The organism is Aquimarina sp. EL_43 (assembly GCF_943422735.1).
Classification (GTDB): Bacteria; Bacteroidota; Bacteroidia; order Flavobacteriales; family Flavobacteriaceae; genus Aquimarina; species Aquimarina megaterium.
The window spans coordinates 4207937-4226143 of the sequence record NZ_CALSBR010000001.1 but is presented as its reverse complement, the minus strand read 5'-3'; the positions used below and the strand labels follow the sequence as shown (position 1 = coordinate 4226143).

The 18207-nt window shown below is 33.0% G+C and carries 17 protein-coding genes; 8 read left to right on the top strand and 9 right to left on the bottom strand.

The window, feature by feature from the left end; genetic code table 11:
• The first annotated feature begins 577 nt into the window (after nt 1–577).
• The 3 genes from NNL09_RS18075 to NNL09_RS18065 all read left to right on the top strand — a co-directional run bounded on the left by NNL09_RS18075 (nt 578) and on the right by NNL09_RS18065 (nt 3719).
• Nucleotides 578–1054, top strand: coding sequence for a hypothetical protein (locus NNL09_RS18075; RefSeq protein WP_196910359.1), 477 nt, complete (start codon nt 578–580; stop codon nt 1052–1054).
• Between the two features lie 207 nt (nt 1055–1261).
• Complete coding sequence (locus NNL09_RS18070; protein ID WP_025666996.1) at nt 1262–1453, top strand: cold-shock protein; 192 nt, start codon at nt 1262–1264, stop codon at nt 1451–1453.
• A gap of 373 nt (nt 1454–1826) precedes the next feature.
• Nucleotides 1827–3719: an ATP-binding protein gene (locus NNL09_RS18065; RefSeq protein ID WP_370540756.1), complete on the top strand. Its 1893-nt coding sequence runs from the start codon at nt 1827–1829 to the stop codon at nt 3717–3719.
• 154 nt (nt 3720–3873) lie between these two features.
• Here NNL09_RS18065 and murA read toward each other — a convergent pair whose 3' ends face one another.
• From murA to NNL09_RS18025, 8 genes are all read right to left on the bottom strand, one after another.
• Complete coding sequence (gene murA / locus NNL09_RS18060; protein ID WP_025666994.1) at nt 3874–5190, bottom strand: UDP-N-acetylglucosamine 1-carboxyvinyltransferase; 1317 nt, start codon at nt 5188–5190, stop codon at nt 3874–3876.
• Nucleotides 5191–5235: 45 nt separating this feature from the next.
• The gene (locus NNL09_RS18055) at nt 5236–5883 is read right to left on the bottom strand and encodes a DUF4290 domain-containing protein (RefSeq protein WP_025666993.1); all 648 of its coding nucleotides are present in this window, start codon (nt 5881–5883) and stop codon (nt 5236–5238) included.
• A gap of 325 nt (nt 5884–6208) precedes the next feature.
• Complete coding sequence (locus NNL09_RS18050) at nt 6209–6493, bottom strand: DUF493 family protein (RefSeq protein WP_025666992.1); 285 nt, start codon at nt 6491–6493, stop codon at nt 6209–6211.
• A gap of 89 nt (nt 6494–6582) precedes the next feature.
• Nucleotides 6583–7200 carry an NTP transferase domain-containing protein gene (locus NNL09_RS18045; RefSeq protein ID WP_196910361.1) on the bottom strand — a complete coding sequence of 206 codons (618 nt, stop codon included), beginning with the start codon at nt 7198–7200 and terminating at the stop codon, nt 6583–6585.
• Nucleotides 7178–8233 (bottom strand): XdhC family protein, encoded by a 1056-nt coding sequence (locus tag NNL09_RS18040; protein WP_196910362.1) that lies wholly within the window; start codon nt 8231–8233, stop codon nt 7178–7180. The genes NNL09_RS18045 and NNL09_RS18040 overlap by 23 nt, the downstream gene beginning before the upstream one ends.
• A 7-nt stretch (nt 8234–8240) precedes the next feature.
• Entirely contained in the window at nt 8241–10406 is a 2166-nt protein-coding gene (locus tag NNL09_RS18035) for a xanthine dehydrogenase family protein molybdopterin-binding subunit (RefSeq protein ID WP_196910363.1), read from the bottom strand.
• 20 nt (nt 10407–10426) lie between these two features.
• Nucleotides 10427–10888 carry a (2Fe-2S)-binding protein gene (locus tag NNL09_RS18030; protein WP_025666988.1) on the bottom strand — a complete coding sequence of 154 codons (462 nt, stop codon included), beginning with the start codon at nt 10886–10888 and terminating at the stop codon, nt 10427–10429.
• 283 nt (nt 10889–11171) lie between these two features.
• On the bottom strand, nt 11172–12446 hold the full coding sequence (locus tag NNL09_RS18025; protein WP_196910364.1) for a PepSY domain-containing protein: 1275 nt from the start codon (nt 12444–12446) through the stop codon (nt 11172–11174).
• 338 nt (nt 12447–12784) lie between these two features.
• Here NNL09_RS18025 and NNL09_RS18020 point away from each other — a divergent pair, with 338 nt between their 5' ends.
• From NNL09_RS18020 to NNL09_RS18000, 5 genes are all read left to right on the top strand, one after another.
• Nucleotides 12785–13342 carry an AAA family ATPase gene (locus NNL09_RS18020; protein WP_025666986.1) on the top strand — a complete coding sequence of 186 codons (558 nt, stop codon included), beginning with the start codon at nt 12785–12787 and terminating at the stop codon, nt 13340–13342.
• 1 nt (nt 13343) lies between these two features.
• Nucleotides 13344–15251 (top strand): ATP-dependent DNA helicase RecQ, encoded by a 1908-nt coding sequence (locus NNL09_RS18015; RefSeq protein WP_025666985.1) that lies wholly within the window; start codon nt 13344–13346, stop codon nt 15249–15251.
• A complete protein-coding gene (fmt, locus tag NNL09_RS18010) occupies nt 15251–16198 on the top strand; it encodes a methionyl-tRNA formyltransferase (protein WP_025666984.1) in 948 nt (315 codons plus the stop codon). Before NNL09_RS18015 ends, fmt begins: the two co-directional genes overlap by 1 nt.
• Nucleotides 16199–16385: 187 nt before the next feature.
• A complete protein-coding gene (locus NNL09_RS18005; protein ID WP_024769076.1) occupies nt 16386–16658 on the top strand; it encodes an HU family DNA-binding protein in 273 nt (90 codons plus the stop codon).
• 133 nt (nt 16659–16791) lie between these two features.
• Entirely contained in the window at nt 16792–17352 is a 561-nt protein-coding gene (locus NNL09_RS18000) for a YqgE/AlgH family protein (protein ID WP_025666983.1), read from the top strand.
• Here NNL09_RS18000 and NNL09_RS17995 read toward each other — a convergent pair.
• The gene (locus NNL09_RS17995; RefSeq protein WP_025666982.1) at nt 17349–18197 is read right to left on the bottom strand and encodes an aminotransferase class IV; all 849 of its coding nucleotides are present in this window, start codon (nt 18195–18197) and stop codon (nt 17349–17351) included. The genes NNL09_RS18000 and NNL09_RS17995 overlap by 4 nt on opposite strands.
• Between the last annotated feature and the right edge of the window lie 10 nt (nt 18198–18207).

The following is an 18207-nucleotide window of genomic DNA, read 5'->3' as shown; positions in this document are numbered from 1 at the left end:
TACAAACATAAAAAAGGGATTACCAAAAAATAATCCCTTTGATAGATTTAAAAAACAAATGCCCAAAATTTGTTATATCTCTATTACTTACGAATTGCATAACTAGAAGCCTTAGGGAGTTCTCTTAAAAAATTTACAATACTCTTAAAATTCAACCCAAAAGTGGAATAAAAATGATTCATGATTGTGTGATTTAAGGTTAATTACCTGTAATATAACAAGTTATTAACAATATTCCAAATTATTTGTTGATTTAATGTTAATAATTTGTTTAAAACCACAATAATAACGATATAATACCTTATTTATCTATTTTTATCAATAATTAACACGTAAAAACCTACTTTTATTGTTAATAACTATGTTAATAACTCTAACAAGCCTTATCCATCAACGCTTTACATATCAAACAGTTATCAAAAAAAGTACAAAAAACATAAAGTTATCTTGGTATAAAAGGATCAAAGTGCCGATATACTATTGTTATAAGTTAAAAATGAGTTAGCGGTTAGAAACTATTGTTTTATTTAAATTGCATACAGGAAAAGTATCACCATAAAACAAGCACAACGTATAGATGAAAACTGCTACCGTAAAAGAACTAAAAACCGAATTAACAGATCGTTCGCACCAGGAGCTTACAGAATTATGTCTTCGTCTATCCCGATTTAAAAAAGAAAATAAAGAATTACTTACCTATTTATTATTCGAATCAACCCATGAAGAAGAATATATCATAAGCATACATAGAGAAATTGATGAGCAATTCGAAATGATCAACACCACATCATATTATTATATTAAAAAGAGTATTCGAAAAATTTTGCGTACAATAAAGAAATATATTCGATATTCTAAAAACAAAGAAACCGAAATAGAATTGCTCCTTTATTTTTGCAAAAAGTTAAAAAACTTCACTCCTTCTATACAAAACAATACAGTTCTCAAAAACATCTATCATCGCGAAACATCGGCTATTAAAAATAAGATTACAGTACTGCACGAAGATTTACAGTACGACTATACATTAGAATTACAAAAACTACTTTTTTAAGTAATTACATAATATACAATCATTTATAACTCCGTATTATATGTATTCAGGAGTCTTTGAGATTTGTCAAATTAATTATTTTATACCTATATTAGCAATAAACACTTAAAAATTGTGTTAACAAGTAAAGTAAAAAACATCTTGATGATGATCATTTAGATATTTGGCGTTATCTTTGATTTTTATTAACTAATTTAAATTTTAACAATGAACAAAGGAACAGTAAAATTTTTCAACGATGCCAAAGGATTTGGATTTATCACTGAAGAAGATTCTAACAAAGAACATTTTGTACACATCTCTGGACTAATCGACGAAATTCGAGAAGGGGATGTAGTAGAATTTGATTTGCAAGAAGGCAAAAAAGGATTAAACGCAGTAAATGTAAAAGTAATTTAATATATACTACTTAATTTTTTAAAGCACTATAACCTGTCAAAAATGACAGGTTTTTTTTTATCTATATCAAATCCTAAGTTCTATTTTAAGCACTTATACCAATTACAAGTATATCTTCTCATTTAAAAAAAAATCAAAACAAACCTAACTAAAGTAAAAACAAACTGTAAATCAACATAATATACATCTTAATCCCTTTTTTTTGTGTAATCACAAGTAATAATTACTAATTAAAAATCGTTTTTTAAGGGTTTATATATCTAATGTTTTAACAATTGTTCGTAGCTTTAAGGGGCTTAAAAATTATATGTTATACACAAATAGGTTAACCAAAGAATCTAAAAACGCCTATTAAATGTAGCATTAGACTCTTATGGACACACTAATTTTCTATCAAATCTTAATTTTTCTTTTTCAAGGATTTGTTGTTGCCTTCCTAATATTACTACTGTTTCGTTTGCGAACGATAATAGGCTTAGGAGTGCTATTCGCTTCTTTGGGATTATTTCAGTTTGTACAGGTTTTTATGGCCAGTACGCTTTACTTTAAAATCTCTGATGCTATTGTAGTTTCTCCGGGTTCATCTGTTTTATTTTCTGCTACACTTTTTGCCATACTTTTAATATACATCAAAGAAGATGCAACTACAGCTCGAAAACTAATTTACGCATTAGTTATAGCCAATATTGTATTATGCTTTCTTTTACTTGCTTTTAGAATGAATATGGAAGGAGCTTATAGCTATAATCCTTTCGAAATTTCTACAGATTTCTTCTATACGAATGTACTGGTACTATTTGTAGGAACAGGAGTACTTTACCTGGATGCCATATTGATCATATTTTTATACGAATTTATCTCAAAACATACTTCTAGCTTATTTCTTAGAGTAATGTTTACTATGGTACTAGTACTTAGTTTTGATGCTATCTTTTTTACACTAGGCTCGTTTTGGTATTTTGAAAACATACCAAAACTCTTGTTATCAGGGTTATTATCAAAGGGATCTATGGCTATTTTTTATAGTGCAATATTTACGTTATATCTAAAGTATTTTGAAAAAGAAACCTACCATGTAAATTATCTTACTTTTAAAGATATTTTTCATTCCCTAACGTACAAACAAAAATATGAAGTAGCCGAAAAAGCAGCTCAATTCACCAAAGGCAGATATCAAACATTAACCAATCTGATACCGGTAGGTGTATTTATGACTCAAAGTGATGGAAAGACCATATTTGTTAATCCCAAATGGTGTTCTATCTCGGGGTTATCACAAGAAGAAGCCTTAAATGATGGATGGCTTAATGCAGTACATCCAGAGGATAGAAAAAGACTAAAACAAGGATGGTATTCGGCTACAGATAAAAAAGAAACCTCTGATGCCGAATACCGATTTCTTAAACCCGACGGTACGGTAACTTGGGTATTAGGTCGTGCTATACCCGAGTACAATGATAAACATCAAATTATTGGGTATGTCGGTACTCTAACAGATATCACAGATATTAAGTTATATGAAATTGAGCTAAGTCGATTAAAGGAAAAAGCCGAAGAAAGTGATCGCCTTAAATCTGCTTTTCTTGCTAATATGAGCCACGAAATAAGAACTCCTATGAATGGTATTCTTGGTCTTGCAGAACTCTTAAACGAACCTAAACTTACCGGTGACGAACAACAGCTGTATCTGGATCTTATCAAAGAAAGTGGAGCACGCATGCTTAATATTATCAGGGATATTATCGATATCTCCAGAATAGCCGCAGATCAGGTTAAAGTCAATATCGAAGAGGTTGACATCAACAAACAAACCAAGTATTTATTTAACCTCTTTAAACCGCAAACAGATAAAAAAGATATTGTTCTATCATTATCAAATGATTTATCAACAGAAGATGCAACCATCAAAACCGATAAAGAAAAATTTAATGCAATCCTTTCTAACTTAATAAAAAATGCTATTAAGTACACGAATGAAGGAGGAATTGAATTTGGATATCTAAGAGATAAAGATATTCTTCAATTTTATGTAAAAGATACTGGTATGGGGATTGCAAAAGATCGTCAGAAAGCTATTTTTGAACGATTTGTACAGGCAGATCTCGAAGATCGCTATGCGCTAGAAGGTGCAGGTATTGGATTATCTATTGCCAAAGCCTATGTCGAAATGCTAACAGGAAAAATTTGGTTAGAAAGTAAAAAAGGTAAAGGATCTACATTTTATTTTACTATTCCATACACCAAAGTATCTCAAACAACAGTCTAATTCTTAGCATTAAAAACAATACATTTCAAAGAAATAAAAGATATTCAAAATTCTTTTTTGGCCTTTATGCAATCGTTCAAACCATAAGAAATGACATATGAATCAAAGGTCTGCAGCTAGTTATCTAATCTCTTACATCAAAAACACGCATATATTACACCTCAACCCTAATAATCTTAGCTCCTATTGCTCTAAGGCGTTCGTCAATATTTTCATATCCACGATCAATTTGTTCGATATTATGAATAGTTGATGTTCCTTTAGCACTTAATGCAGCAATTAATAATGATATTCCGGCTCTAATATCGGGAGACACCATTGTAGTTGCTTTTAATGTAGACTGAAAATCATGACCAATAATTGTAGCTCTATGCGGGTCACATAAAATAATTTTTGCTCCCATATCAATAAGCTTATCTACAAAGAATAAACGACTCTCGAACATTTTTTGGTGCACCATTACTTCTCCTCTTGCTTGAGTAGCTATAACCAAAACGATACTCAATAAATCGGGGGTAAATCCAGGCCATGGAGCATCTGCAATGGTCATAAATGAACCATCAATATAACTTTCGATCTGGTATCCATTCGTATGTGCAGGGATATAAATATCATCCCCTACCCGCTCCAGGGTAATTCCTAATTTTCTAAATGTGTTTGGGATCAATCCCAGGTTTTCCCAGCTTACATTTTTAATAGTAATTTCACTTTTTGTCATAGCAGCTAATCCTATCCATGATCCAATCTCAATCATATCAGGTAGTACACGGTGTTCACATCCACCTAAAGCTTTAACTCCATCAATCACTAACAAATTAGAGCCCACACCAGAGATTTTTGCTCCCATAGCATTAAGCATCTTACATAACTGCTGTAAATAAGGTTCGCAGGCTGCATTATAAATTGTAGTTGTACCTTTGGCAAGTACAGCTGCCATTACAATATTTGCAGTACCGGTTACCGAAGCTTCATCAAGTAACATATAGGTACCTGTTAAACCTTCTGGTGCCTCGACACCATAAAAACGTTCTTCTTTATTATATCTAAATTCTGCACCAAGATTAATAAACCCTTCAAAGTGGGTATCCAAACGTCTTCTTCCTATTTTATCACCTCCCGGACGAGGAATATATCCTTTACCAAACCTTGCTAACAAAGGTCCAACAATCATAATAGAACCTCTAAGACCACTTCCTTCTTTCTTAAACTGTTCACTCTCCAGGTATTCTAAATTAAGTTCATCACTCTTAAAAGAGTATTTTCCTTTTCCTAATTTTTGAATTTTCACTCCTAAATTTCTGAGAATGTCTATTAATTTATTTACATCTCGTATATCAGGAATATTAGAAATTATAACTTCTTCTGGTGTTAATAATACTGCGCAAAGAATTTGTAAGGCTTCATTTTTGGCGCCCTGAGGTGTAATTTCCCCTTTGAGCTGATGCCCTCCTTCTATCTGAAAAGTACCCATGTAATCGTTAGTCGTTAGCGGTTAGTAATTGGTAGTTAATTAATTTTAATAGCGTTTTTTACCACGATTGTTTCGGTAATTCTTTTTACCGCTATTATTAGAATTGTGTTTTTTCTTTTTTCCTCTCATCAGATTAGAGGAGTCCGTAAGATCTTCATTGCTTCCTTTAAGATCGATCTTACCATCACTCAATTCAAACAAATGGTTAAAAATAACACTATCTTCTACTGTATCTTTATTCCAGTTCAGATAGCATTTTTTCATGTGATTAGCAATCGTTAAAGTAAGTGCATTTTTTAAATCTCCATCTTCCCAACTATTTGCGACATCTATCATTCGCTTAATATTGTTTCCGTAAAAGCGATATTTTGGAAAATTCTGAGGATATTTTAGAGGTTCTGGTCTTTCCTGCAATTTTTCTTTAGTCAATACAGGAAAAGGAGTATCTACATCTAATTTAAAATCACTCATTATAAACAACTGATCCCATAATTTATGCTGAAACTCAGGTACATCTCGTAAATGCGGCTGCAGATTACCCATTACTGCTATAATCGATTTTGCAACCTTATTACGTTCTTCACGATCTTCGATAGTAACCGTATGGTTTATCATTTTCTGCATATGACGACCATATTCCGGGATAATGAGCTTTTCGCGCTCGGTATTGTATTCTATATTATATATATCCATAAAATGTATGTGAAAATTGTGTAGAGATAGCCTAAAAAATCAATATGTAAGTTTGTTGTGAATATAAGCTCTTGAAAACTATTTATAAGTAATTATGTATAACTTCTTTAGATTCAGTTTGACAATTGATTACTTTTCGGACTATTCTATAATTCGTTTCGCAAAATACTAAAATAAAATAAGTAAGCTACTGTCAATACTATATTTTATTTATTAATCAATGGTATTTAACAAACAAAAACAGGTAATAAAGTCATCTCAACTTTTATACCTACCTATAAATCGGTTGTTTTACTTCTTTACAATATCTGGTACAACCTAAGTATTACAATGAAATTACCCCTTCTACTTTTTCGGCAACTTCTTTATATTTAGCAATCACCTGATCTGGATTTTTCATTCTAACATTGATAGATACACTAGTATATTTACCATTTTTAGATTGTTTTGTTTGAATTACCGAACCCAGGTTATCAAAAATTGATTCGATCTGTTCAATCTTTTCTGTATTTGTAGGTACAATAAATTTATATAAATATGAAGTTGGCCATAGTGATGTATCTGCCAACTGCTCTTTTAATTTTTTATAAAATTCTTCAGGGTCTTTCATAGTAACATGTATCAAATCAAAATTTAGGCCAAAGATACATCTTACGATTTATAAAAACGAAGTTATACTAGAAACTCCTTTTGCTTTTTTTAAGAAGAAAAATTGCTTTTTATCATAGCATGATATTGTGCTATCGTATCAATATCTACTCCTTTGTCAAGAGCATCAACTGTATTTATATGATCTATATGTTTTTTAATAATGTATCGTGCACCAAAATCTGCCTGTAATTGCAATAACTCATAGAAATATTTAGATGGAATAATTGCAGGGACCCCAATACCAGGGCCCAAATCTGTAGCGGTAATAACACTTGGTTCTTTACTAAATTGAGTGATTAATGCATTAAAATGAACTGTATCTAATAGTGGTTGATCTACCAATGAAATTAACACTCCGTCATACGACAATTTGTCTTGTTGTATAGCCTTAATTCCAGAACGTATTGTAGATCCCATTCCCGATTGCCATTCTGTATTTATGAGTATGGTAACAGGAAAATGGCAAATCTCTTTATATACAGTATCATAATGTGCTCCCAAAACCACATAGATTGATGTTTCTTGTAGTAGCAGTGCCCTCTGTATAGCGTGACCAATAAATGTAGTATTGTGCCATGGCAATACCTGTTTTGGTTCTCCCATTCTACTAGAGGAACCTGCTGCCAGGATAAGTTGTGCTATTTTAGGTTTTGGTAGGAATGGCATTTATTTTTTTCCTTTTAGGATCATCATGAATCGCTCCTTTCTTCTCCTGCAATGGTATCGGATTTTGGCCTCTGATCACAGACAATATTTCAGCAATTATAGAAATAGCTATTTCCTGAGGAGTTTCTGCCCCCAGATTTAAACCAGCAGGACCATGAATAGCATCGAGAAATCCATCGGTAACCTCTGGAAAATACTCTATAAAAGCAGACAATAATTTTTCCCTACGCTGCGCGGGTCCCAATAATCCGATATACACCGGACTGGTTTCTTTTAACGCCTGAAGATATAATAAATCTTTGGCAAAATTATGAGACATTAGAATAATAGCTGTCTGATCATCTATATGATCTATACTCAAATCTTCTGGAGCACTATGAATTACCTCTTTTGCTCCCGGAAAATCTTCAAGTTTTTTAGAATGTTGTGGTGAACCTACAATATCTACTTCCCAGCCAGTAGTTGATGCCAGTTTGCATAACTGCACTGCATCGTGCTCTGTACCAATAATTATTAATCTGAAACAAGGTTGTATTTCCCTCACAAAACTCTCTAAATAATCATCTGGCTTGGTATCTTGCGAAAAACAAAATGCCTGATCTCCTTTAAATTGAACAATAGACCCCATAGTAGAGATTTCCTGTTCTGTTTTTGAGTACCATGATTTAATTTCAAACGGTACTCTGGATTTTAAGTGCCTTTGTATTGTCGCAATCTCAATAGTACTAATATCAAAAGTTTCAATCAAAATATACAATAGTCCTTCGCATCCCAGCCTATATTTACCATCGTAGGTCATCATTTTAGGTTTCCCGGAAACGAAAACAGATTGTGCTTGTCGTAACACTTCTTTTTCAACACATCCCCCACTTACGGCACCTGTCATTTTTCCATTTTGAAGAATAAGCATACCCACTCCTGGTCTTCTATAAGAAGATCCTTCTACATCTACTACTGTAGCCATAACAGCAGGTATCTCCTGCTGTTTGGCTTTATGATAAGATGCTATTATTTCTTTGAATTCGTGTGTCATAAACGTACTATCCCAATGGTGCTTTGGAGTTCATGTTTTTAATAAAAGGTTGCTTATACAATCGTATCCCTTTTGCTGCCTTAATTGCATTTGCTACAGCTGCTCCTGCAGGAGGTAATGTGGGTTCTCCTAACCCTGTTGGGGCGATATCGTTTTCTATAAAGTGTGTTTCGACCACAGGAGTTTCATTAATACGAATTAAACGATAAGTATTAAAATTCTTGTCTTGCGGTACTCCATCTTTAAATGAAAAATCACCATACATCGCATGGCCAACACCATCAATAACTCCACCCTCGATCTGGTTTTTGGCTCCGAGTGGGTTCACTACGATTCCGCAATCTACCACACAAGTAACTTTTTTTACCACAGGTATATCATTCTCTAATACTACATCTGCTACTTCTGCTACATGAGTATTATGGCAATAATATGCACTAAACCCCTGGTACGTTCCTTCTTTTGCTTTTCCCCATCCTGATTTATCTACAGCTACTTTTATTACTTTCTCTAATCGTTCTGGAGAATACTGGATTCTATCATCTGCAGTTCCTTTTACTTTCTGTAGTAAGTCTAAGCGAAGTTGAATACGATCAATTTCTAGTAACTCTGCCAATTCATCAAAGAAGCTTTGTTCTGCAAAAGACAAGAAATTAGTATACGGAGCTCTCCAGGCTCCTGTTGTAATTTTACTATTATAATTAGCAACATCTACCTGGTAATTTTCAATAGCTCCAGCTGGAAAAAAATTAGGGATTAACCCATACATATTCGAATTTACAGAGGCTTCTTTAAGGTGATATCCACTAATTTTACCATCTTTAATTGATGCACTAATTTTATATTTTATTGCCGGACGATATATCCCTGCAGACATATCATCTTCTCTAGAATATACTACTTTAACTGGTTTTTGGGCAATTTTTGATATTTCTGCTGCTTCCAAAGCAAAATCACCATAGAGTCGTCTTCCAAAACCTCCTCCCATTCTGGTCATTTCTACAGAAACATCTTCTGGATCGCGCTCTAACAAATTAGCAACTCTACGTGCTGTACCTGCTGGTGTTTGTATAGGGCCAACCAAACGAATTTTTTCTGGAGTAACATCTGCAAAGAAGTTCATCGGTTCCATACAATTATGAGGTAAGAATGGTGACTCATAAGTTCTCTCGATCACCTGATCTGCCTGAGCAAATGCTTTTTTTACATCTCCATCGGCACGTAGTGTATTAAACTCCTTTCCATTAAGAAGATCCATCAGTATTTTATCATGATCTTCTGTATTTTCTAATTTTGAATCCGAAGTCCAATTAGCTTTCAATGCCTTTTTTCCTTTCATTGCTGTCCAAGTATCTTTTGCCAGGACTGCAATTTTATCACCAAACTTAACTACATCATGTACTCCCGAAATAGCTCTAACTGCAGTATCATCAAAATCAACCAGTTTTTTTCCAAAAGCAGGAGGTCTTAATACTGATGCATATGCCATTCCTTCCTCTTTATAATCCATTCCGTAAAGAGGTTTTCCAACAATAATCTTATCTACATCTACATTAGAAATATTTTTTCCTATGATTTTAAAATCTTTAGGGTCTTTTAGTGTTATATTTTCTGGAACTTCAAGAGCTGCTGCTGCTTTCACTACATCTCCGTATCCAAGTTTATCACCATTGGCATTGATAATTACTCCGTTTTCTGTTTTACATTCTGAAGCATCCACTCCCCATTTGGCTGCGGCTGCATTAATTAGCATCTGTCTTGCTGTAGCTCCCGTTTGGCGTAGAGGTTCCCACCCCTGCCTTAAGGATTGGCTTCCTCCGGCTACTTGTCGTGTAAAATTTTTGGTATCTAATGCCCCTTGCGCTACATGAACATTATCCCATGATACATCAAGCTCTTCTGCAATAAGCATTGGCATAGATGTTTTAACCCCCTGACCTATTTCTGGATTTGGAGAGAAGATAGTTACCATACCGTTATCGGCTATTTTGATAAAGGCATTAAAATCATTGAAGTTTAATTGAGAAATATCGATAGGTATATCAACAGGTGGTTTCGCTTCAGGTTTACATGCCTGAAATAAATTAAACCCAATTAACATTCCGCCACCAGCCAATGCCGATGTTTTTATAAATGACCTTCTGCTAAATGAAGGTGATACATTATCTTTCATACGTTTAAAATTTAAAAGGGTTAACTCATTTTACTGGCAGCAACTTCTACAGCTTCTTCTATTCTGTTGTACGAAGCGCATCTACATATATTGCCACTCATTGCATCCCTGATTTCTGATTTATTAGGGTTTGCATTTTGCTGTAAGAAAGCAGCGGCAGACATCATTTGCCCCGCCTGGCAGTATCCGCATTGTGGTACATCTACTTCTTTCCAGGCTTGTTGAACAGGATGTGAAGCATCTTCAGATAAGCCTTCGATTGTAGTAATTTCCATATTTTCTACCATAGAAACCTGAAGTAAGCAGCTTCTGTTAGCAGAACCATCTACATGTATGGTACATGCACCACATTGACCTATACCACAGCCAAATTTGGTACCAACCATATCAAGGTGATCTCTTAATATCCATAAAAGAGGAGTATCCTGATCAGCCTCGACACTATGAGATTGACCATTAATTTTTAAATTATAAACAGGCATGAGTTTTAATTTTTAAAGATTTGTGTTTAACTAGTCTAAATAAAGCAAATGCGTATCAATTGCTATTGAAGTTACTAAAAATTCACTATGTTGATTCAACTTTAACAGATCATTACAAATTAATTATGATTCCCGAAAATCGAATTAAATAGATAATATCTGCTTTTATTAATATCTTATATACTGTCTTTTTGTTCATATAAAACTTGGTTGTAGTAAAATCCATTTATTTTAGTTCTGATGCTTACTACACTATCTAAAATAACCTTATTGATTTAGTTTTTTAGTTTCTGGTTTTTCTGATACTGTAAACTAACACATAATACCATAAAGCAAATAATAGAGCCCAGGAAATGAAAACTACAAAATGAGCCAAAACAGTAGCTTCATATCTTGTATGTAATCGTTTCAGCATAAAGTAAAACACGCAACAAATAACTAATGTATTACTAACATTTAGAAATATTTTTTCAATCCTACTTTTCTGTTTTGATCTATGCTTCCTTTTTAAAGAGATATAAATACCAGAAAGTATCAAGATTGAGATAATTAACCCAAAAATGAACCAAATTATTTTGGTTGTTATCCCACCCCAATATCCAAAATGCAAAGGATCTGCTATATCATTAATCCACATAATAGTACTGCTCTTTGCTGCACTTTGAATATGTTCTATTTTATAGTTATATGGATTAATATATACGCGGTTAGCCCTTTGCCTAACTAATGGGACATTACTATTTCCCATTACATATATTGTTTCTGTAGAATCAATAGCAGGAGAAATGTTTTTTACTTTAAAATGAGGAATAGCTTTTTCTGCAATCTTAACTGCCTTATCATAATCTATATTAAAAGGGAACAAACTCTTCTTCTTATTTTGATAATTGAGGATTTCTAATTTTATATGCTTAGGATTTACCAGTGGTTTAATACCTGCAATATTTGTGCGTTCTATAAAATACCAGCTATTAATAATCACAATAAGAAAGATAAAAGGAATAGCCCATAAGCCAAAGAACCTGTGCGAACTTCTACTAAACTTGTTTCCTCCATTTTTTACATCGAGTACAAAAAATTTCTTCCACCAGGATTTATAAAAATAAAGTGCTGAGACTACAGAAACAAGGATAAGAAATCCAAAAAGTAAAACGATGTAATTTCCAATTTGAAAAGGTATAAAAAGGTAATAATGCAAATCTCTTAGATAGAGTTGAGCCGTAAGACTTGTCTCTCCCTGAATTTCTCCCGTATAAGGGTTTGCAAATACAAACGAAAGTTTCTCATTCTCTTCTTTATACAATAAATCACATAGGTAAGGTTCATCATGTCGTATCCAATAAGTTATTTTGGCTTTTGGATATGTCTTTGCAAAATTATTTGAAATAACATTTCTCGAGATATAAGTCGATTGTGGTGTGGCTCTATAATCTGATTGTATTAACCAATCTAACTCATGACTAACAGTTGAGATTGTTCCTGAAAAACATATTATAAAAAAAAGCAGTCCTAGTTGTCTCCCAATCCATCCATGTAATAAAAATAACTTCTTTTTCACGTTTGTATAATATACTATGTTTAGTATTAAAGTAAGACAATCATATTCTTTGTATGAAATCTTTTTGCTGAATAACTCGATTACTCCTTCAAATTGAATATCTACCTCGATATCTTGTAAAAAACTGAATATTTGTATTTCATCGAGACATAGATGTTATTCAGAGTGTATAATAATCAGTTTTACCTTAATACATAGAAAATATATTTTTTTATATCTAATTTCTGCAATTACCTTACTACACATCAAAGTGTTTTGGTTTATTAGAATAGAAAACTTTAAACAACTTCTTTTCAAAATCCTTTTATAATTCCGAAATTTGCATCAAAATTATTCCTTTGAGAAAGAAAAGAATTGTAATTACCGGAGCACCGGGAACAGGCAAGACCTCGGTTATCCATAAACTTGAAGAAGCAAAATTTTTCTGTTTTCATGAGATTATACGAAGTATGACTCAGGAAGCATTAAAAAGTAATGACTCTAAGGCTATTGTTTCTAATCCCATAATTTCTGTCTCTGATCCCTATCAATTTAATACACAAATCCTTAACGGAAGGGTTGATCAATTTAAAGATGCCATATCCCAAAAAGAAGATCTTACATTTTATGATAGAGGTATACCAGATGTTTTGGCCTATATGAACTATTTTGATCAATCATACGACGACAATTTTATAAATGCTTGTAAGAATCATATGTATGATCAGGTTTTTTTACTGCCGCCGTGGGAAGATATCTATATATCAGACAATGAGCGCTATGAAAGCTTTGAACAAGCAAAAGAAATCCATCATCATCTGCTTGAAACTTATAGCCAATTAGGTTATGATTGTATCGAAGTGCCTTTTGGAACTGTACAGGAACGTTATGATTTTATTCTCAAAAACATAAAATAAATTGCTAAAATCTCCTCTTAAAATATTACAGCAATATTGGAAATACAATAGCTTTAAGCCATTGCAGGAAGAGATTATAGCTTCGGTACTGGAAGGTGAAGATACTTTTGCATTACTCCCTACTGGTGGAGGGAAATCAATTTGTTTTCAGGTGCCTGCTCTAATAATGGAAGGTATTTGTATTGTTATTTCTCCATTAATTGCATTAATGCAAGATCAGGTATTACACCTTCAGCAAAAAAATATAAAAGCAATTGCACTACCTAGTGGCATTAAATATTCAGAATTAGATACTTTGCTCGATAATTGTATTTATGGCAATTATAAATTCCTTTATCTTTCTCCAGAACGTCTTCAGCAAGACATTGTACAGGAACGATTAAAGCAAATGAATATTAATCTTATTGCAGTAGATGAAGCTCACTGTATTTCGCAATGGGGAAATGACTTTAGGCCCTCTTATAAAAAAATAGAAGTGCTGAGAAAAATACATCCTGCGGTACCTGTTATTGCACTAACCGCTTCTGCCACCAAAGAAGTAGTAGATGATATTGTGGCAGAACTCGATCTTTTTCAACCCAAAATACTTAAACAATCATTTTTTAGACCTAATCTTGGGTATAGGGTAGAAAATGTAATCGACAAAAAGTATAAACTCACTCAGGTTTTAGATAAATACCCGGGAACTTCGATCGTTTATGTTCGAAATAGAAAATCTGCAGTTGAATTGAGTGATTTTCTTAATACAAGTGGTTATTTAGCAACATACTATCATGGTGGTGTAGATGCACAAGAAAAAACCAAACGATTTAACCAGTGGTTAAAAGAAGAAATTAGAGTAATGGTTGCTACAAATGCCTTTGGTATGGGGATCGATAAGCCCAATGTACGTACAGTAATTCATTATACGATTCCAGAAAGTATAGAAAGCTATTTTCAGGAAGCAGGCAGAGCTGGTCGTGATGGCAAACCATCTTTTGCCTATCTTTTAAAAAACACGAATGATAATCAGAGGTTACACAATCAATTTATAAAAGTATTGCCGGATATAGATGAAGTAAAACTAGTCTATAGAAAACTATGTAACTATTTTCAAATATCATATGGTGAAGGTGAACAGACCGTTCATAATTTTGAATTCAATACATTTTGTAAAACGTATGAGCTAAATACACTCATTACCTATAATACATTACAATTTTTAGATCGTTGTGGTGTAATTAGATTTATGCAACGATATACCAAAAAAAGTAGTGTTCATATTCTTACAACCGGAAATCACCTTTTAGAGTTCCTTGAAAACAATAAAGAATACCAACTAATTACCAAGGCTATCCTAAGAACATATGGCGGTATTTTTGACGAAAAAGTAACAATTAATCTACCTTTGATTGCTTCTAAAGTAGGAAAACCCGAATCAGAAGTTGTTACTGTATTACATAAACTACACGAAGCCGAATTAGTAGAATTTATATACAAAATTTCTGATGCAGAAATCATCTTCTTATTGCCACGTGAAGATGATCATACTATCAATAGCATTAAGCACCATTTAATAAAGCAAAATACTTCAAAAGTAAAGAAGGTAGAAGCGATATTAAGATTTACAGAAAATAATACGAAATGCAAAAGCAGGCAGTTACTTCATTATTTTGGAGAAAAAGAAACTACAGATTGTGGCATATGTAGTTTTTGTATTACCAAAAAAAACAATACTACACCAATAGATCTTAATAAAATACAAAAGGATATTATAAGACTTTTAGAAAGAAAAAACTTATCTTCAAGAGATTTACTGGCACAGTTAGCATATCCCGAAAAATTAACCTTACGAGTGTTACGGGAAATGAACGAACATCAAATTATAAGGATCAATCACGATAATCACTATCAATTAGCACAAAAATAATGAGAGACTTACGAATCCTGTTTATGGGGACACCGGATTTTGCCGTTGAAACCCTAAAAACCATAATAGAAAACAAGTATCATGTCGTTGGTGTTATTACTGCTCCAGATAGACCAGCGGGAAGAGGTAGAAAACTTAAAGCATCTGCTGTTAAGGAATATGCACTATCCAAAAATCTAAAAGTTCTTCAACCAACAAATCTAAAAGATGAGGGATTTATTGAAGAGTTAAGAGCTTTGGACGCTAATCTTAATATAGTTGTTGCTTTTAGAATGCTCCCTAAAGTAGTTTGGGATATGCCAGAGTATGGTACTTTTAATTTACATGCATCTCTGCTTCCGGATTATAGAGGTGCGGCACCAATTAACTGGGCTGTTATTAATGGAGAGCAAAAAACCGGAATTACGACTTTCTTCATTGATGAAAAAATAGATACTGGTCATCTTATTTTTCAGAAAGAAGTTGAAATAAAAAATGATGATACTGCGGGAATATTACATGATAAATTAATGGAAAAAGGTGCTGATTTGGTATTAGATACCATAAAAGCAATAGAAAATGATTCGGTAACGGTAAACCCCCAACCCAAAGACAGTACTTTTAAAACTGCATATAAGCTAAATCGTGAGAACACCAAAATTAATTGGAAAGACGATCTATATACTATTCATAACCTGATTAGAGGACTAAGTCCTTATCCTGCCGCCTGGTGTGAATTGTATAATAAAGGAGTGTCTGAAAATATAAAGGTATACGATGCTCAACCTATCGAAGAAGCCCATACCTTTGATATAGGTAAAATTATTATTGAAGATTCTACAATCAAAGTAGCCGTAAAAAACGGGTACATTATATTGAAAAAACTTCAACTCCCTGGTAAAAAAGCAATGGAGTCAAAAGCATTGTTGAATGGTTATGTCTTTTACAGAGATGCAAAAATGTGTTAGCCCCTATGTAGTATAGGGTTTAAAAATCTATCTAAAACAACATTGGTTATTAACAATCGCATTGAGTTATCAACAAATCCCTGTATTTACTGGGCCAATCCTTGCATGAATCATAAATCCGTATAAATTTGTAAAGCGTTTAACATAAAAGATTGGTTTAACCAACAATTAATTTAAAAACAGAATTATGAACAAAACAGAATTAATCGATGCAATGGCAGCTGACGCTGGAATTACTAAAGCAGCGGCTAAAAAAGCCTTAGAATCTTTCTTAGGAAACGTTGAAGGTACTCTTAAAAAAGGAGGACGTGTTTCTTTAGTAGGATTTGGATCTTGGTCAGTTTCTAGAAGAGCTGCAAGAGAAGGTAGAAATCCACAAACTGGTAAGACTATTAAAATCGCTGCTAAAAACGTTGTTAAGTTTAAGGCTGGTGCTGATTTATCAAGTTCGGTAAACTAATCAGTTCGTTTTCGATATTATCTAAAAGCTCCCAAAATTGGGAGTTTTTTTTATGATTTTTTGGCAAAAAACACCTAACTCCTTTGATTATTAGAAATAATTATTTAGATTTAAGATAAGTAAAATTGTTAGTATGATATCACTACAACCATCAAAAGGACATTTATTAATCGCTGAGCCATCTATTATAGGAGATGTGTCTTTTAATCGTTCGGTTGTTCTTTTGGCGGATCATAGTGAGCAAGGGTCTATTGGTTTTATAATGAACAAACCTCTTGAGTATTTCCTTGCTGATCTGGTTCCTGAAATTGAAATGGAATTTAAGATTTATAATGGCGGCCCGGTTGAACAAGATAACCTGTATTTTATACACAAAGTTCCTGATCTAATTCCTAACAGTGTAGAAATATCTGGTGGTATTTATTGGGGAGGAGATTTTTCTATTGTCTCCAGACTTATTGTTGAAGATAAAATCACTCCAAATGAAATCAGATTTTTCCTAGGATATTCTGGGTGGGATTCTAAGCAACTTAACCAGGAACTTGAAGCCAACTCATGGGTAATTGTCGAAAACAGTTACAAAAAGAATATTTTCGGAAAATCCTGTGATACTTTCTGGAAAGAAAAAATGATAGAACTAGGAGGAGAATATGTCCTTTGGTCTAACGCTCCAGAGAATCCTACTTACAATTAATTTCCTAATCTTATCCTGGTATTTAATATCCCTAATAATCTCTTACTCGTCTTAGAAGTATACTCCTTTTTTCTAAACTTGGTAATGGGTAAAATTCCTGTAATTACATTAGTAACAAATAATTCATCTGCTTTTTGTAACTCAAAAGGAGAAATAGAAGCTTCCTCTAATTGATATTCTGGTAATTTCTCAAGAATTCTTAACAATTGAGTTCTTAATATACCTTTTAGACACCCATCTGTTATTGGAGGCGTTTTTATCGTATTGCCCTTTACAAGAAATAAGTTTCCATTTAAAGCTTCTATAACCATTTTGTCAGAATTGATCAGCAAACAATTATCAAAACCATTTTCCCTGGCAAAAATCCCACCAAGAACATTAACCAGTTTATTTGTTGATTTTAGAGTAGACAGCATATCTGTACTTACATAATGGTCTTTAAACAGAGTAACTTCATACTTCTGATCAGAAATCGTATAAAAGTTAGATTGTAATTGAGAAACCAATATATTGTATTCTATATCACTAGAAGCGGGCGTATATAACCCGCCAGCTACCCTATTTACCATTATTTTTATCCTTACCGAAGCATTCATTAACTCATTTGCAGTGATAAGATCGATAATTTCCTTTTCCAAAAATTCTGGGGTAAATGACATAGGGATTTGCATTCTAAGAATACGCATCGAAGCCATTAGCCGAAAATAATGATCTTCCCAAAATAAAATAGTTCCAGAATTAACTCTGATAGTTTCAAATAAAGCATCTCCGTATGCATACCCTCTATTATCAATAGCCAATACAGCTTTATGATCTTCTAGTAAATTTCCGTTGATATTAACCATAAAAAATTCC

Coding starts and splice junctions, on each gene's coding strand:
- NNL09_RS18075 (WP_196910359.1), top strand. CDS start 578: ATGAAAACTGCTACCGTAAAAGAACTAAAAACCGAATTAACAGATCGT.
- NNL09_RS18070 (WP_025666996.1), top strand. CDS start 1,262: ATGAACAAAGGAACAGTAAAATTTTTCAACGATGCCAAAGGATTTGGA.
- NNL09_RS18065 (WP_370540756.1), top strand. CDS start 1,827: ATGGACACACTAATTTTCTATCAAATCTTAATTTTTCTTTTTCAAGGA.
- murA (WP_025666994.1), bottom strand. CDS start 5,190: ATGGGTACTTTTCAGATAGAAGGAGGGCATCAGCTCAAAGGGGAAATT.
- NNL09_RS18055 (WP_025666993.1), bottom strand. CDS start 5,883: ATGGATATATATAATATAGAATACAATACCGAGCGCGAAAAGCTCATT.
- NNL09_RS18050 (WP_025666992.1), bottom strand. CDS start 6,493: ATGAAAGACCCTGAAGAATTTTATAAAAAATTAAAAGAGCAGTTGGCA.
- NNL09_RS18045 (WP_196910361.1), bottom strand. CDS start 7,200: ATGCCATTCCTACCAAAACCTAAAATAGCACAACTTATCCTGGCAGCA.
- NNL09_RS18040 (WP_196910362.1), bottom strand. CDS start 8,233: ATGACACACGAATTCAAAGAAATAATAGCATCTTATCATAAAGCCAAA.
- NNL09_RS18035 (WP_196910363.1), bottom strand. CDS start 10,406: ATGAAAGATAATGTATCACCTTCATTTAGCAGAAGGTCATTTATAAAA.
- NNL09_RS18030 (WP_025666988.1), bottom strand. CDS start 10,888: ATGCCTGTTTATAATTTAAAAATTAATGGTCAATCTCATAGTGTCGAG.
- fmt (WP_025666984.1), top strand. CDS start 15,251: ATGAGAGACTTACGAATCCTGTTTATGGGGACACCGGATTTTGCCGTT.
- NNL09_RS18005 (WP_024769076.1), top strand. CDS start 16,386: ATGAACAAAACAGAATTAATCGATGCAATGGCAGCTGACGCTGGAATT.
- NNL09_RS18000 (WP_025666983.1), top strand. CDS start 16,792: ATGATATCACTACAACCATCAAAAGGACATTTATTAATCGCTGAGCCA.
- NNL09_RS17995 (WP_025666982.1), bottom strand. CDS start 18,197: ATGGTTAATATCAACGGAAATTTACTAGAAGATCATAAAGCTGTATTG.